This is a genomic window from Polyangium sp. 6x1, from assembly GCF_029946515.1.
In the GTDB taxonomy this organism is placed as follows: domain Bacteria; phylum Myxococcota_A; class Polyangia; order Polyangiales; family Polyangiaceae; genus Polyangium.
The window spans coordinates 27,706-41,696 of record NZ_JARZHH010000025.1; the positions used below are offsets into that span (position 1 = coordinate 27,706).

Consider the following 13,991-nt stretch of genomic DNA (forward strand, 5'->3'; position numbering starts at 1 on the left):
TGTTCACGATGAACAGCGGCGGCTCTTGCTCGTCAGGGTCTGCTGCTCACGATGGACAGCGGCGGTTCTTGGGGCGTCAGAGGACGCGGGTCACGATGGACAGCGGCGGTTCTTGTGCGTCAGGGGCCGCTGATCACGATGGACAGCGGCGGTTGATGGGCGCCAGGGGCCGCTCGTCACGATGGACAGCGGGGGCTCTTGCTCATCAGGGGGCGCTCGTCACGATGGACAGCGATGGTTTTTGCTCGTCAGCGGGCGCTGATCACGAGAAACAGACGGCGCGGGCCGCTCGCACGCCGGCCCATCGCGCGTCTACAAGAGCTCGGCGCATTCGATCCCGCTGATCGACAGCCCCCAGTCGTCGCCGATGTCATAACGGCGGAGCTCTGCGTCGATGATGCGGAGCGCCTCGTCGGCGTAGCGAAAGTCGTGGACGCGGCTCGACATGTTCCACTGGTCGAGCGGCACGTTGTGGTCGGCGCAGGCCCCGAGCCCCAGGGTATCGGCGTTCTCCCCGAGCGCCTTCTTCATCGCCCCGAGCACCGACGAGCCGATCGCCATGAAATGCACCTTCGGGCACGCGACGGGGTCGGCGTCGGGGGCGTCGCATGCATTCGGATCGCGCTTGCTGTAATCGATCTGGCGCTTCCCGTGGCCGTGCACGCGGATGTAATACTCCGGGGCGTCCGGATACGAGCCCCTACAGCTCTTCGGCGGCTCGAACGAGACCCCTTCGGCGCTCGAGACGAGCGTGATCTGCGAGGGCTGCCCCTTCACCAGTGCGCTCGGGCAGTCGTCCGCGGCCAAGGCCGGCAGGGTAGGCCCGCAGCCGACGAAAGCGGCGCAAGCCACGAGGACGAGGAGGTGAAGCCGCATTGTCACGAGCGCTTCGCGCCCGAAAGCTCGTTGTCTGAGCATGCCATGTATTCTCCGGCAGACGTTTCGATGGAAACCGTGCACGCGCCGTCCAAGCAGCCATCGTGCCAGCCCGAAGCGCCCCGCGCCGACGCTACCGCCGATGCATCGCTGTCGACGGGGAGTTCACTCGCCGCTTCCGTTGTGGACTCTCCGTCGACAGTGCTCGGGGCTGGCTCGCGACCGGGCGCCCTCGTACCGCCTCTTCCTGCGACCTTGGGGCGGCTGTTTTGCACGGCACGGCGCATGCCATAGGGCTCCGGTCATGGGGAACGATCGACGTCGTGAGATTCCGGCGATCGCCGTCGCGCTCCTCGTGCACGTCCTGCTTTTGAGGCTGTTGCACCGCGAACTGCCGCTTCCGCCTCCCGCTTCGCCTCCGCCGTCCGTCGAGGCGGATGCGACGATCGATATCGAGCCCGTGACGCCGCCCGCGCCCACGCCCGCGACGACGCCTGCCACCGCCACCGCCACCGCGCCCGCCCGCGTGACCGCCACCGCCCGCGTCGCCGAATCCGCTCCCGCTCCCGAATCCGCTCCCGCTCCCGAATCCGCTCCCGCTCCCGAACCCGCTCCCGCTCCCGAATCCGCTCCCGCTCCCCGTGCTGCCGGGGACGAATACGGCGGCCCTCCGCCCACGCATCCTGGCTCCGGCGTTCCTGGCCTCGGGACGCCCATCTGGTCCGTTCCTGGCGTCGTCTCTGCGCCCTCCGGCGGCAAACCTGCGGCAACGACGATGGACGCGGCCCCCGTCGATCGTGAGAGCGCGAGCCGCGTTCTCTCCGGCACATTGCACTCCCAGGACAAAGAAAGAGGGATCGAAATCCCTGCCGCCGGCCGCGTCGCGCAGACCGTCGCCTCGGCGGTGCGTGCCTCTGCGGTCAAGGACGCGCGCGCCACGTTCGAGGTGAAGCTCAGCGCGGACGGGCGTGTCGAAGGCGTCCGGCTCGTCAGCTCCACCGACAACGACGCGAATCACTGGGCGGGCGTCGTCGCATCCGTGCGCGCTTCGCTCGACGGCCAGGCGCTGCAAATGGGCTCCGACAAACAGGGCGTCACGGTCGTCGTGAAGGTCGAGTCGAGGATCCAGCTTCCATCGGGGGCCAAGGGGCCGGTCATCAAGCCCAAGTGCGCCAACGAGGCGATGTTGCGGATCGCCGCCAGGACGAAGGAGGCCCTGAAGACGGGCGAGGTGCACGGCCACCCTGACGAGAAGGGGAATTCCATTCCCGACAGCGACGTGCTCGACGATGAGGAGCTCCGGTACTTCTGCATCCCGGTCGGCATTCACGCAATAGGGGATCTGTCGGACATCGGCGCGCACGAGGTGAACGTCGTGAGCGTATCGTTCGAGGTCAAACGGGCCGGGGAGAAACCATTGCTGCCCGGCGCGCCGAAGCCCATCGACCGGCGCGTCCCTTGGCTGCCGGAAGACCCCAGGTTCCAAAGGCCGCCGCCGGTGAAAAAGAAGAAAAAGTAGCGCGGGGCATCATTTCGACGACGGCGCGCCGAGGCTCGGATGGATCGGCCATCGATGGACGAGCACCCTCCCGTCCGCCGTCGCGGAGGCGATGCCCTTGCCGTCCAATCTCGCGGCCACGCCGGTGACCTCGACCTCGCCGGAGCCCAGCATGACCTGCGTCTTGCCGGTGACGATGCCCCAGATGCGCAGGTTCTCCGCGCCGGTCACGATCGAACCAGCGATGCCTGCGCCCGGTAGAAACGCCACGGAGACGATGGGCTTCTTGTGCCCCCGCAGCGTCTTTTCTAGCGTCCATCGTCGGGTCGCCCAGAGGACCAGGGCTCCGTCGTGGCACCCCGCCGCGAGGTAACTGCCATCTGGGGCGAATGCCAGGCTCCGCACGGCGCTGCCATGACCGCGCAGCACTTGCATCGGACGAAATGAAGCGTCCCACACGCGCACCGTTCGGTCGGCGGGTGAGCCCGTGGCCCACAGGCCGAGCCTTCTGTCAAATGCAATGGCACGCACGCCCCCGCCTTGCGCGGACGCGACCTGCAGGCGCTCCCCCTTGGTCAGGCTCCACAAAACCACCTGGTCGTCATGGCCCGACGACGCCAGGGCCTTTGCGCTCGGATTGATGGCCAGGGCCCGCACAAAGGGCGTCGGGTGCAGGAGGGATATCTGCTGCGTCCCTGTGTCGGCGTCGAACACGCGGATCTGGCCGTCTGCGTACCCAACCGCGACGTAGCCGGCGCCCGTCGCGAGACAGTCTGCTCGCACATTCGCACGATTCCACCAGCGCATGCGCTTTCGAGCGAGGTCGAAGCAGACCACCTCCCCCGTCGCAAACGCCACGAAAAGCGATTCGCCGCGCTCGTCGAAGGAAAGGGCACGTCCCCAGGTCGGAATGCCGAGGATATCGAGCGACAAGACCCCTCGCTCCGGGTCGTCGGCGATCTCGAGGCGCAGCTCTTCGCCGCCGTCCGGACCTGCCGCCGGCGCCGCCTTTCCGACGCTCCGTGGGGCCGGCTCGAAGCGCGCGCCGATCGCATCCGGCAGGAGCTTCCCGGGCGCCCTCGAGCGCGGCACCTCCTCAGGCTCCGTGTCGGCGTGGGGCAGCGATACCTGCGGGCCCGCGGGGATGCTCGAGCGCCGCTCCCGTTCCGGCGCCGGTTTCATGGCGGAGGCGAGCGCATCTGCCATTTCCATCGCCGAGCCGAAGCGGCCCGCCACGTCGACCGAGAGTGCCCGCGCCATCCACGCGTCGACGGATCTCGGCAGCTCGGGCCGCAGCGAGCTCGGCGGCCGGAATTCACCTTTCGCGATGGCAATCGCCAGGACGACGAGCGTCGACCCTTCGAACGGGAGTTTTCCGGTGAGCATCTCATACGTGACGACGGCCATGGACCAGAGGTCCGTGCGGAGATCGACCCGCTTCGTGTCGTCGTATTGCTCCGGGCTCATGTAGGGCGGGGTCCCCATCGCGACGCCCGTCGCCGTCAGATCCGAGGTCGCGTCGAGCTGCTTCGCAATGCCGAAATCGAGGACCTTTACGAAGGGCTCGCCCTCGTCATCGATCACGAAGAGGTTGTCCGGCTTGATGTCGCGATGGATGACGCCGAGCTTGTGCGCCGCCCCAACGCCCCTCGCGGTCTGACCGAAGAGCCGCAGCACATCCTCGGGAGGCAGCGGACCGAGGCGCTGCAGGCGTCGTTTCAAGGTCTCGCCTTCGAGCAGCTCCATCACGATGTAGGGCTGCCCGTCCTCCGTCATTCCGTGATCGAAGACCGTGGCGACGTAAGGGCTGCGAATTCGAGCGGCGGCCTGGGCCTCCTGGCGAAATCGCTGCGTGGAAGGCGCATTGCTGATATGCACCGGCGCCATGAGCTTGACCGCGACCTGGGTGCCGAGCGCGAGGTTCTCCGCAGCCCATACCGAGCCCATTCCGCCCATGCCCAGGCAACGCAGAAGCTTGAGCGTCGGCGTCAGGTGCTGTCCGGCGTTCAGGAGCGGCATGGTTCGATCCGGCTCTCGCGCATCGCCCGCGATGCTACCGCGATTCTTCCCGGGCCGGGTGGCTTTGTGGCAGCATCGCGGCCGGCATGGACGACACGACGGAGCGGCCGGACGAGCGGCCCTGGGGCCTCCATGAAGAGGTCGGGCACGTGCGGCGGGCGCTCGCCGAGCGCGAGCAGGAGCTGTCGTGCCTCGTCGCGCTGGACGACCTGGTTCGTCTCGACACAGTGCCGGGCGGGGAGATCTGCCAGCGCATGGTGGACCTCGTGCCGCTGACGTTCCTCGAAGGTGAGCCGGTTGCGGCGCGGGTGAGCCTCGGGGACCAAGACTTCGCGACGCGGACGTTCCACGAGGGGCGCGGAGGCCACGTCACGCGGATCCTCAACGGGGATCAGGAGATCGGCGCGCTCACGGTGCATCGTGTCGAGGGGCCGGCCGTCGCGTCGCTGCTCTCGCCGCAGAAGAGGCGCTTTCTCGCGCTCGTCGCGAAGCGGTTCGGCGAGGTTGTGCAGCGTCGGCTCGCGGTGGAGCAACAGGCGGAGCTCGCAGGGAAGCTCGCGCTGATCGAGAGGCAGCAAGAGGTCATCCGTTTTCTGACCGTGCCCATCATCGAGGTCTGGAAGGGTGTGCTGCTCGTTTCCCTCAACGGCGTCGTGGATTCGATGCGCTTCGCGCAGGTCACGGAGAACACGCTCGATACGATTGTCAACAAGCAGCCATACTTCGTGCTCCTGGATTTGACGGGCGTCGACGTCATCGATACCAGCACGGGAAACTTCTTCATGAGATTGCTGCAGTGTATACGCCTGATGGGCGTCACCGGCATGCTTACCGGTGCCCAGCCGATGGTGGTGCATACCTTGATGGACATGGAGTTTCCGAGCGAGCACATGCGCGCCACCCTGCGCGACGCTTTGCAAGAATGCGTGCGGCAGATGCGCCGACAATGACCTGAAGAGCCCAAGCGTCCGTCCCCGCGCAGCCGACCTCGGGGAAAACCTCAGGCTGCGTGCACGGTTTCGCAGCATGGCCGAGGACAAGCGCTGAGCGGTCGCTGGTTCACCCGTCCTCCTTGCCTTACGCTTCCCCTCGGGGGCGGCGGCGCGCGGCGCGTCGAGAGACGACTGCATGAAGAAACGCGACCGACCAGACGAACGGTCGCCTGCTCGTGGCGCGGTGTCCACGCGCGCAATGGCATACGCCCGCGCCGAGTCCCCTCCCGAGCCCGAAACGCGAGCGGACGCGAGCACGTCCCCGTTGCCCGAACGCGCGGCGCGGCCTGCCAGGCGCGTCCCTTCTCGCGCGACCTCGGCGCCCCTGCCCGTGGGCGTCGGCGCCACCATCAAGCATTACGAGCTCATCCGCGAGCTCGGCCGGGGCGGCATGGGGACGGTCTTCCTGGCCCGCGATACGAAGCTCGGCCGCCTGGTCGCGATCAAGCTCCTCCACGAATACAGCGGCGACAAGGCCGAGCGCTTTCTGGCCGAGGCGCGGGCCACGGCTCGCTGCAAGCACGAGAACATCGTGGTCATTCACGAGGTGGACGAGATCCGCGGATATCCGTACATGGTGCTCGAATACATCGAAGGCCGGACGCTGCGCGACTGGATGACCGGGCCGAGCGCGCCCGGAGCGATGTCGCCGAGCCAGGCCATCGAGCTCGTGCTCCCCGTCGTGCGCGCGCTGGTCCGCGCGCACCGGTTCGGGATCGTGCATCGGGATCTCAAGCCGGAGAACATCCTGCTCGACGACGCGGGGCCGATCAAGGTGGTCGATTTCGGCATTGCAAAGCAGGTCGAGGTCCAGGTGGCCTCGACGATCACGGGCGCGCACGCGGAGCCCGCCGTCGCCGTCGCCGAGCGCCGGGACGAGGCGATCGTCGGGTCGCCCCCGTACATGTCCCCCGAGCAATTGCTGGGCAAGGGAATCGATCCCCGCGCCGATGTCTGGGCCGTGGGCATCATGCTCCACGAGCTGCTCACGGGGGCGCACCCGCTCGACCCGTTCTCGTTCGCGCGGCTCTCGGAGGTCCTGGACCTCGATGTCCCCATGCCCAGCATCCACGAGAAACGCGCCGACCTGGGCGCGCTGGGCGACGTCGTCGACCGCTGCCTGAAAAAGCGCAAGGACGAGCGCATGGGCTCGGCCAAGGAGCTGCTCGCGGAGCTCGAGGCGCTCTTGCCCGGCAAGCAGCCGCTCCCGCTGCGGGAAGACGAGAGCCCGTTCGCCGGCCTCGCCGCGTTCCAGGAGGCGGACGCCAGGCGATTCTTCGGTCGCGATCGTGATATCGCCGCCGTGACGAGATGGCTGCGCAACCAGCCGCTCCTGACCGTGGCCGGGCCCTCCGGGGCGGGCAAATCGTCGTTCGTGCGCGCGGGCGTGATTCCCGCATTGAAGCGCTCGGGGGACGGCTGGGAAGCGTTCCTCCTGCGCCCGGGTCGCGAGCCGCTGTTCGCGCTCGTCGATGTGCTCGTGCAGGTGATCGAGACGGCAGGCTCGGCCGAATACGATCACGACGGGCTCGTCGCCACCTTGCGCGCGCAACCGGGCCAGCTGGGCGCTCGGCTGCGCGCCCGCTGCCGTCGTCGCGGACCGAGGCACCGGATCGTGCTTTTCGTCGATCAATTCGAGGAGCTCTACACGCTCGGCGCCGCCCCCGAGGAGCGGGCCGCGTTCGTCGCCTGTCTGGAGGGAGCAGCCGACGACGCCTCGTCTCCGCTGCGCGTGCTCCTCGCCATTCGCTCCGACTTTCTCGATCGCATGGCCGGCGAGCGCCGTTTCATGGCCGACGTGGCCCGCGGGCTCTGGTTCTTGCCGCCCATGGCGCGCGACGGCCTGCGGGAAGCCTTGATACGGCCCCTCGAAGCCTCCGGTCATCGATTCCAGACCGAGGAGACGGTCGAGCAGGTGCTCCACACGCTGGAGAGCACGCGGAGCCCTTTGCCGCTCCTGCAATTCACGGCGACGAAGCTCTGGGAGTCGCGGGATCGCGAGCGCCGGCTGCTCACGCAGGAGGGGTATGAAAAGATCGGCGGCGTGGCCGGCGCGCTGTCCGCCCACGCGGATGCCGTGCTCGCGGCGATGTCGCTTTCCGAGCAGCGGCTCGCGCGCGCGGTCTTGCTACGCCTGGTGACGCCCGAACGCACGCGCGCGGTCGTGAGCCTGGACGAGCTCTGCGAGCTTGCCCAGGCTCGCGACGGCGAGGAGAGCGCCCACGATGCCATTGCGCGCGTGGTTCAGCATCTGGCCGACGCGCGGCTCTTGCTCATCGAGACGGGGGGCGAGCGCCAGGGGACGACCGTGGAGCTGGTCCATGAATCCTTGATCGATCGGTGGGCGAAGCTCGGGCAATGGCTCGCGGAGAGCGAGCGAGATGCGCAGTTCCTGGCCCGCCTGCGCGCCGCAGCGCAGCCGTGGGAGGCGAGCGGGCGAGCCGAGGGCCTGCTCTGGCGCGATCGCGCGGCGCAGGATGCACGCGCGTGGTACGAGCGCCGTCGCGCCGAGCAGGGCGCCGATTGGCGCGCCGGGCTCGGGCCACGCGAAGAGCGTTATCTTTTGGCTGTCGTCGCCCTGTCCAGGCGCGCGCGGCGATTGCGAAGGCGGCTTGCCCTGGGCGTGATGGCCACGCTCGGCGTGATTGCTGTGGTCGTGTCGTACCTGGCGGTTCGCGCCAGCCATGAAGCGGCTCGTGCGCAGGAGGAAGCCCGGAACGCGCGCAATGCCACCCGCATGGCCACGGCGCGCGAGCTGCAAGCCGATCCCACGACCGTGCTCGCCATCTTGCGCGAAATCGAGCCGCCCGTTCTGCCGCGAGAGTGGTCGTTCCTCGCGCGCTGGGCGCTGCACAGCGGGGTCGCTCCCGCGGTGATCAGCCAGCCGGGTGGGGTCAGCGACGCGCGCTATAGCCCCGACGGCAAGCACATCGTCACCGGATCGCATGACCACACCGCGCGGGTGTGGAATGCGGATGGGACGGGCGAGCCCCTGGCCCTTCGGGGGCACGAGGACGTCGTCGATTCCGCGGCCTATAGCCCCGACGGCAAGCGCATCGTCACCGCGTCCTGGGACAAGACCGTGCGGATATGGAATGCCGATGGCACGGGCGAGCCCCTGGTCCTTCGAGGTCACGAGGACAAGGTCAATTCGGCGGCATTTTGCCCCGACGGCAAGCGCATCGTCACCGCGTCGTATGACCGCACCGCGCGGGTGTGGAATGCCGATGGCACGGGCGAGCCCCTGGTCCTTCGAGGTCACCAGGATGCAATTTATTGGGCGGCGTGGAGCCCCGACGGCAAGCGCATCGTCACCGCGTCCTGGGACAAGACCGTGCGGGTGTGGAATGCCGATGGCACGGGCGAGCCCCTGGTTTTTCGGGGTCACGGGGATGGGGTCATGGGGGCGGCCTTCAGCCCCGATGGCAAGCGCATCGTCACCGCGTCCTGGGACAAGACCGCGCGGGTGTGGAATGCCGATGGCACGGGCGCGCCTCTGGTTCTTCGGGGTCACGACGAGGGGATTTCCTCTGCGGCGTGGAGCCCCGACGGCAAGCGCATCGCCACCTCGTCCCAGGACAGGACCGTGCGGGTGTGGAATGCCGACGGCGCGGGCGAGCCGCTGATCCTTCGAGGGCACGCAGATAGGGTCGATTCGACGGCGTGGAGCCCCGACGGCAAGCGCATCGTCACCGCGTCGTATGACAACACCGCGCGGGTGTGGAATGCCGACGGCACGGGCGACCCCCTGGTCCTCCGGGGTCACGGGGCTGGCGCCGTCTCCCCGGCGTGGAGCCCCGACGGCAAGCACATCGTCACCGCGTCGTATGACGACACCGCGCGGGTATGGAATGCCGATGGCACGGGCGAGCCCCTGGTCCTTCGTCATCGGCATTGGGTCCTGGGGGCGGCCTTCAGCCCCGACGGCAAGCGTATCCTCACCGCTTCGCACGACAAGACGGCGCGGGTGTGGAATGCCGATGGCACGGGCGAGCCCCTGGTCCTTCGGGGGCACGAAATGGAAGTCCTTTCGGCGGCCTTCAGCCCCGACGGCAAGCGCATCGTCACGGCGTCGTCCGACAAGACCGTGCGGGTGTGGAATGCCGATGGCACGGTCGAGCCCCTGGTCCTTCGGGGGCACGAGGATGCCGTCCGTTCGGCGTCGCTTTCCCCAGACGGCAAGCGCATCGTCACCGCCTCCCAGGACAGAACGGCGCGCGTTTGGAATGCCGACGGCACGGGCGAACCCCTGGTCCTTCGGGGGCACGAGAAAGGGCTCCGCTCGGCGGCCTTCAGCCCCGACGGCAATCGCATCGCCACGACGTCGTCCGACAAGACCGTGCGCGTGTGGAATGCCGATGGCACAGGCGAGCCCCTGATTCTTCGAGGTCATGAGCACTGGGTCAAATCGGTGGCATGGAGCCCCGACGGCAAGCGCATCGTCACCGCCTCCCAGGACAGAACGGCGCGCGTTTGGAATGCCGACGGCACGGGCGAGCCCCTGGTGCTTCGTGGCTCCGATTCCCCGGTCAACGGCGCGGCGTGGAGCCCCGATGGCAGGCGCATCGTCACCACGTCCGACGACGGGGCCGTGCGGGTGTGGACCGACCTCGAGCCGCTCAGCGGCCTCGATGACCCGAAGTTATGGTCCGCGACCACCTACTGCATGCCCATCGAGCGCCGGATCGAGCTGCTGCGCGTGACCGAAGCCATGGCCCGCGCCAACCGGGGAGCTTGCCTGCGCCGCGTCGAGGAGGCCCGCGCGATGGCCCAACCCATCGGGCGCCGGCCGGAGATTCGATAGGGGAACCCGGTTTGCATCTCCATAGGGCGCGTGCGACCCTCCGAAGGCCGCGAGGGTCCACGCCGAGCGGCGCTTCGGTGAAGAGATGCGCTACCTTGCCCCTTTTGCTTTCCTTGCCATGCTCGCCGCCGGTTGTGGAAATCCACCTCCCGGCGACAATCCAACCGAAAAAGACGCCGGGCCCGACGTCTCCACGCCCATGGGACCAGGGATTTCGGGCATCCTGAAGGACCACGCGGAAAAGCCCATCGGCGGCGGTAAGGTCCTCGCCTGCATGGCGACCATCTGCCTCTTCGGCGACGCCGAGCCGGACGGCACATTCCATTTCCCGATCGAGCCCACGGCCGAGGTCGCATTGAAGACCCTGCCGGACCCGACCGCCACACCACGGAAGTCCGCCGCGCTCTGTCCCGTACGAATCGTCGACGATTCCTTGATCGACGTGGGCTCCCTCCACGTCCCGAGCCTTCCGGAGGGCGTGCTGCTCGGGCCCGCCGCGGCGGATCCGCAGACGTTGATGGCCGGCGACGGCATCGTGCTGACCCTGCGCGTCGCCGATCTCACGCCATACCTCGGTGATACGCTCGTCGACGTCGCCGCGCGGCGCATTCCGCCGTCCCAATCCTGTCCGTGGGTCGTTCCTGCGGGGGAGGAGCTCGTCGCCGTGTATGCCCTGCACCCCTTCGCCGCCGTGAGCTCTTCCCCCATTGCCGTCCGTGCCCCGTCGGATTTGCCCGCTGGAACGAAGGTTCGATTTCGAACGATCAGCGAAATCGACGGCGCCTTCTCGGAGCCGGTCCCGGGCGAGGCCGATGGCACGAACGTTGCGACGGCGCCGCAGACGGGCCTGAACGAGCTGACTTGGCTCGTGATATCGAAAGAATGATCTGGCACAGAAAGGCACGATGATGACGCTTCCTTCGTGGGTACGAACGATCTCCCGCACGCGCGCCGCGCTCCTCGGCACCTCCTCGCTCCTGCTCTTCGCCGCCTGCTCCGACGCCCCGCCGTCGCAGCAGCAGCCGCCCCCGGCTCCGGGCCTCACGTGCGGCGAGGGCACGCAGGCGGTCGGCAACGAGTGCGTGCCGAGCGCGCTCGAACTGGGTCATTACCTGAGTCCGCTCGTCCAGCTTCAAAACCTCGCCGAGGTCGGTAGCCATACCGACGAGGTGCGCATTCGCGAGGACAACCTGCTCCTCAATTGCAGCTACACGTTCAATGTGATCGACGCCGAGCACGCGAATGACATGGAGGCCCTCACGGGCAAGGGCCTCAAGCACACGATCCCCGGCGATTCGCGCACGCCCGGCTGCAAGCACCTCGCGTGGGACGACAAGCTCGTCTTCACGACGCACCTCGGCAACATCCGAAACCCGGCGTTCCTCAGCGGCTGGGACATCACCGATCCCGAGGCGCCCGTGCAGCTCCAGGTCCTCCAGGAGCCGGGCGTCAGCTACGAGGGCGTCGACGTCGCGAATCACCACATCTTCGTCGGCCTGCACGAAAATGGCCTCGGCGTGTACGACTACGACGCGGCCAATGGCTTCACGCGCGTCGGGAGCCTCGGCGGCTTCACGAATGCGTGGGGCGTCGCTGCGCGAGGCAATCACGTGTTCGTCGCCGACGGCATCGGCGGGTTCGCCACGGTCGACGCCACGGATCCGGCGAAGCCCGTCGAGCTCGGCCGCGTCGCGGTCGGCGGGCAGGCGCGCGGCGTCGTCGTCGACGGGAATTTCGCCTATGTCGCCGCCGGCTCCGCGGGCGTCGCCGTGGTCGATATCGCAGACCTCACGAAGCCGAAGGTGGTCGGCCGGGCGGAGATGCCCGGCACGGCGCTCCGCGTCGCGTTCTCCGAGGGCCGCATTTTCGTGGCCGCGTGGAACGACGTGCGCGTCTACGACGTGGCCAAGCCGGAGGCTCCGCGCTTCGTCGCCGCCGTCCGCATTCCGAGGCCCTTCGATTACGAGGATGCCGATCGCGAGCTGCCGACGATGCGCACGTTCGGCGTCGCCGCGCGGGGGCAGGACGTGTTCATCGGCGCCTGGGAGAACCCGTATTCGTATCGCCTGGAGGCCGACCGCCTCGCCCCGAACATTCGCCTCCCCGAGACGGCGGCCCGCCTCGATTTCGGCAAGGTCGCGGCCGGCGCCTCGAAGACGATCCAGGTCCCGGTCACGAACCAGGGCACGGCGCCGCTCACGCTCGTGGACAACTGGATCAGCGGCAATGCCTTCAGCGTCGAGCCGAAGCAGGTCCGGATCGAGCCGGGCGAGACGTTCTCGCTCGAAGTGACGTACGTCGCGTCGGCCGCCGAGGAGGAGGTCGGGTATCTGCACATCGTCTCGGACGACCCCGCGGCCCCCCTTCGCAAGGCCTACCTCGTCGGCAATGCGCCGGGCGTCACCGTCGGCAGCCCCCTGCCCCCCACGACGGCCACGCTGCTCGACGGCACGGCGTGGTCGTCGGAGGCCTCGGCCGGCAAGGTGCTATTGCTGAGCTACTTCGCCACGTTCTGCCCCGTGTGCGCGAATCACCTGCCGGACGTGGAGGAGCGATTCTGGCAGTCGTACCGGGACAAGGGCCTCGAAATCGTCGCGCTGAACCCGCGGGAGACGACGGACCAGATCGGCGACGTGCAGGCGTATTGCGAGAACATCCGGGTCTCTTTCCCGCTCGGCGTCGAGGAGCCCGCGAGCACGTACGCGGCCGTCACGGCAAACTTCGTCGGGCCCAATCCCTTCCCGGTCGACGTGATCGTCGGCAAGGACGGAACCGTCCGGTACGCGAGCCACGAATACGATCCGGACGCGATGACCGCGGTGATCGAAGAGCTCCTCGCCGAGTGAGTTTCCCTCCGCTGCGGCCATGCCCGGTCAGGGCATGAACTTCGGCATCGTCCCCCCGACATCGCATTTCACGCAGCCCGAAGACGCGCTACGCTTGCCCGATGCTCGCCCGGTCGCGCATCCTCGCGGGAGCCGCCCTGCGCGGCGCGCTCCCGCTCCTTCTCGCGGCGTGCGACCGAGCCCCCCATGCCTCGCCTGCGCCCACGGCCGCGGCCACGGCGGCGTCGCCCCCGCCTGCGTCGAGCGAGCCGGCCCCTTCCGCCCCCGCACTCCCGCCGCTCGGCGGTGATTGGCTCGTGCGCCTCCCGCTCGAAGGTTTTCGCGAGGCCGTGATCGCGGCGCCGATCGGGACGACGTCGCCGCGGCCCATCCTGATCGGGGTGCACGGATCCCGTGATCGCCCGGAATGGGCCTGCGGCGAGTTTCTCGGCGTGACGAAGGGGTATCCGTTCATCCTTTGTCCCCACGGCATTCCTTTTCGCGAAGGGCCGGAGCCGCTGTTCGGGTTCGCGACGGCCGAGGAGCTCGAGCGCGAAATCGACGCGGGCCTGAAGGCGCTCCGCGCGCATTTCGGGCCGTACGTGGCCGAAGGGCCGATGATTTATGGAGGGTTTTCCCGCGGCGCCTTCCTCGGCGTGCCCATCCTCGCGGACGATCCGGCGCGTTTCCCTGTCGCCATCCTGGGCGAGGGCGGACAAACCTCCTGGACGGAGGACCGCGCCTCCCGGTTCGCGCGCGGCGGAGGCAAGCGGGTCCTCTTCGTTTGCTCCACGGCGGCCTGCGAATCCGCGACGCCGCCCGCCCTCGCCATTTTGAAACGAGCGGGCGTCGAGGCGAAGATGATCTCCGCCGGTCACATCGGGCATATCGTCGACGATCGCGTGGTCACCCTGATCCGCGGCTCGTGGCCCTGGGTCGTGCAGGATCGAACGGGGCCGCTCGGTCCCTGGTGAATC

Annotated in this window: 8 protein-coding genes; 6 read left to right on the forward strand and 2 right to left on the reverse strand. The window is 68.5% G+C overall.

The features are described from left to right. Positions 1-312: 312 nt before the first annotated feature. Positions 313-918 carry a hypothetical protein gene (locus QHF85_RS23230; protein WP_281329469.1) on the reverse strand — a complete coding sequence of 202 codons (606 nt, stop codon included), beginning with the start codon at positions 916-918 and terminating at the stop codon, positions 313-315. Between the two features lie 262 nt (positions 919-1,180). Between QHF85_RS23230 and QHF85_RS23235 the strand changes: the two genes are divergently transcribed. Continuing rightward, positions 1,181-2,395 carry a hypothetical protein gene (locus QHF85_RS23235; RefSeq protein WP_281329470.1) on the forward strand — a complete coding sequence of 405 codons (1,215 nt, stop codon included), beginning with the start codon at positions 1,181-1,183 and terminating at the stop codon, positions 2,393-2,395. A gap of 9 nt (positions 2,396-2,404) precedes the next feature. On the opposite strand, the gene QHF85_RS23240 is transcribed toward QHF85_RS23235, so the two are convergent. Further along, positions 2,405-4,393 carry a serine/threonine-protein kinase gene (locus QHF85_RS23240; RefSeq protein WP_281329471.1) on the reverse strand — a complete coding sequence of 663 codons (1,989 nt, stop codon included), beginning with the start codon at positions 4,391-4,393 and terminating at the stop codon, positions 2,405-2,407. Between the two features lie 86 nt (positions 4,394-4,479). On the opposite strand from QHF85_RS23240, the gene QHF85_RS23245 reads away from it, so the two are divergent. From QHF85_RS23245 to QHF85_RS23265, 5 genes are all read left to right on the forward strand, one after another. Beyond that, positions 4,480-5,343 (forward strand): STAS domain-containing protein, encoded by an 864-nt coding sequence (locus QHF85_RS23245; protein ID WP_281329472.1) that lies wholly within the window; start codon positions 4,480-4,482, stop codon positions 5,341-5,343. Positions 5,344-5,584: 241 nt separating this feature from the next. Continuing rightward, the gene (locus tag QHF85_RS23250) at positions 5,585-10,189 is read left to right on the forward strand and encodes a protein kinase (RefSeq protein WP_281329473.1); all 4,605 of its coding nucleotides are present in this window, start codon (positions 5,585-5,587) and stop codon (positions 10,187-10,189) included. A gap of 85 nt (positions 10,190-10,274) precedes the next feature. Continuing rightward, entirely contained in the window at positions 10,275-11,075 is an 801-nt protein-coding gene (locus tag QHF85_RS23255; protein ID WP_281329474.1) for a hypothetical protein, read from the forward strand. Between the two features lie 19 nt (positions 11,076-11,094). Next, positions 11,095-13,035, forward strand: a complete 1,941-nt coding sequence (locus QHF85_RS23260; RefSeq protein WP_281329475.1) for a redoxin domain-containing protein — start codon at positions 11,095-11,097, stop codon at positions 13,033-13,035. A 101-nt stretch (positions 13,036-13,136) separates the two neighbouring features. Further along, entirely contained in the window at positions 13,137-13,988 is an 852-nt protein-coding gene (locus QHF85_RS23265; protein WP_281329476.1) for a hypothetical protein, read from the forward strand. Positions 13,989-13,991: the final 3 nt, after the last annotated feature.

Coding starts and splice junctions, on each gene's coding strand:
- QHF85_RS23230 (WP_281329469.1), bottom strand. CDS start 918: ATGCTCAGACAACGAGCTTTCGGGCGCGAAGCGCTCGTGACAATGCGG.
- QHF85_RS23235 (WP_281329470.1), top strand. CDS start 1,181: ATGGGGAACGATCGACGTCGTGAGATTCCGGCGATCGCCGTCGCGCTC.
- QHF85_RS23240 (WP_281329471.1), bottom strand. CDS start 4,393: ATGCCGCTCCTGAACGCCGGACAGCACCTGACGCCGACGCTCAAGCTT.
- QHF85_RS23245 (WP_281329472.1), top strand. CDS start 4,480: ATGGACGACACGACGGAGCGGCCGGACGAGCGGCCCTGGGGCCTCCAT.
- QHF85_RS23250 (WP_281329473.1), top strand. CDS start 5,585: ATGGCATACGCCCGCGCCGAGTCCCCTCCCGAGCCCGAAACGCGAGCG.
- QHF85_RS23255 (WP_281329474.1), top strand. CDS start 10,275: ATGCGCTACCTTGCCCCTTTTGCTTTCCTTGCCATGCTCGCCGCCGGT.
- QHF85_RS23260 (WP_281329475.1), top strand. CDS start 11,095: ATGATGACGCTTCCTTCGTGGGTACGAACGATCTCCCGCACGCGCGCC.
- QHF85_RS23265 (WP_281329476.1), top strand. CDS start 13,137: ATGCTCGCCCGGTCGCGCATCCTCGCGGGAGCCGCCCTGCGCGGCGCG.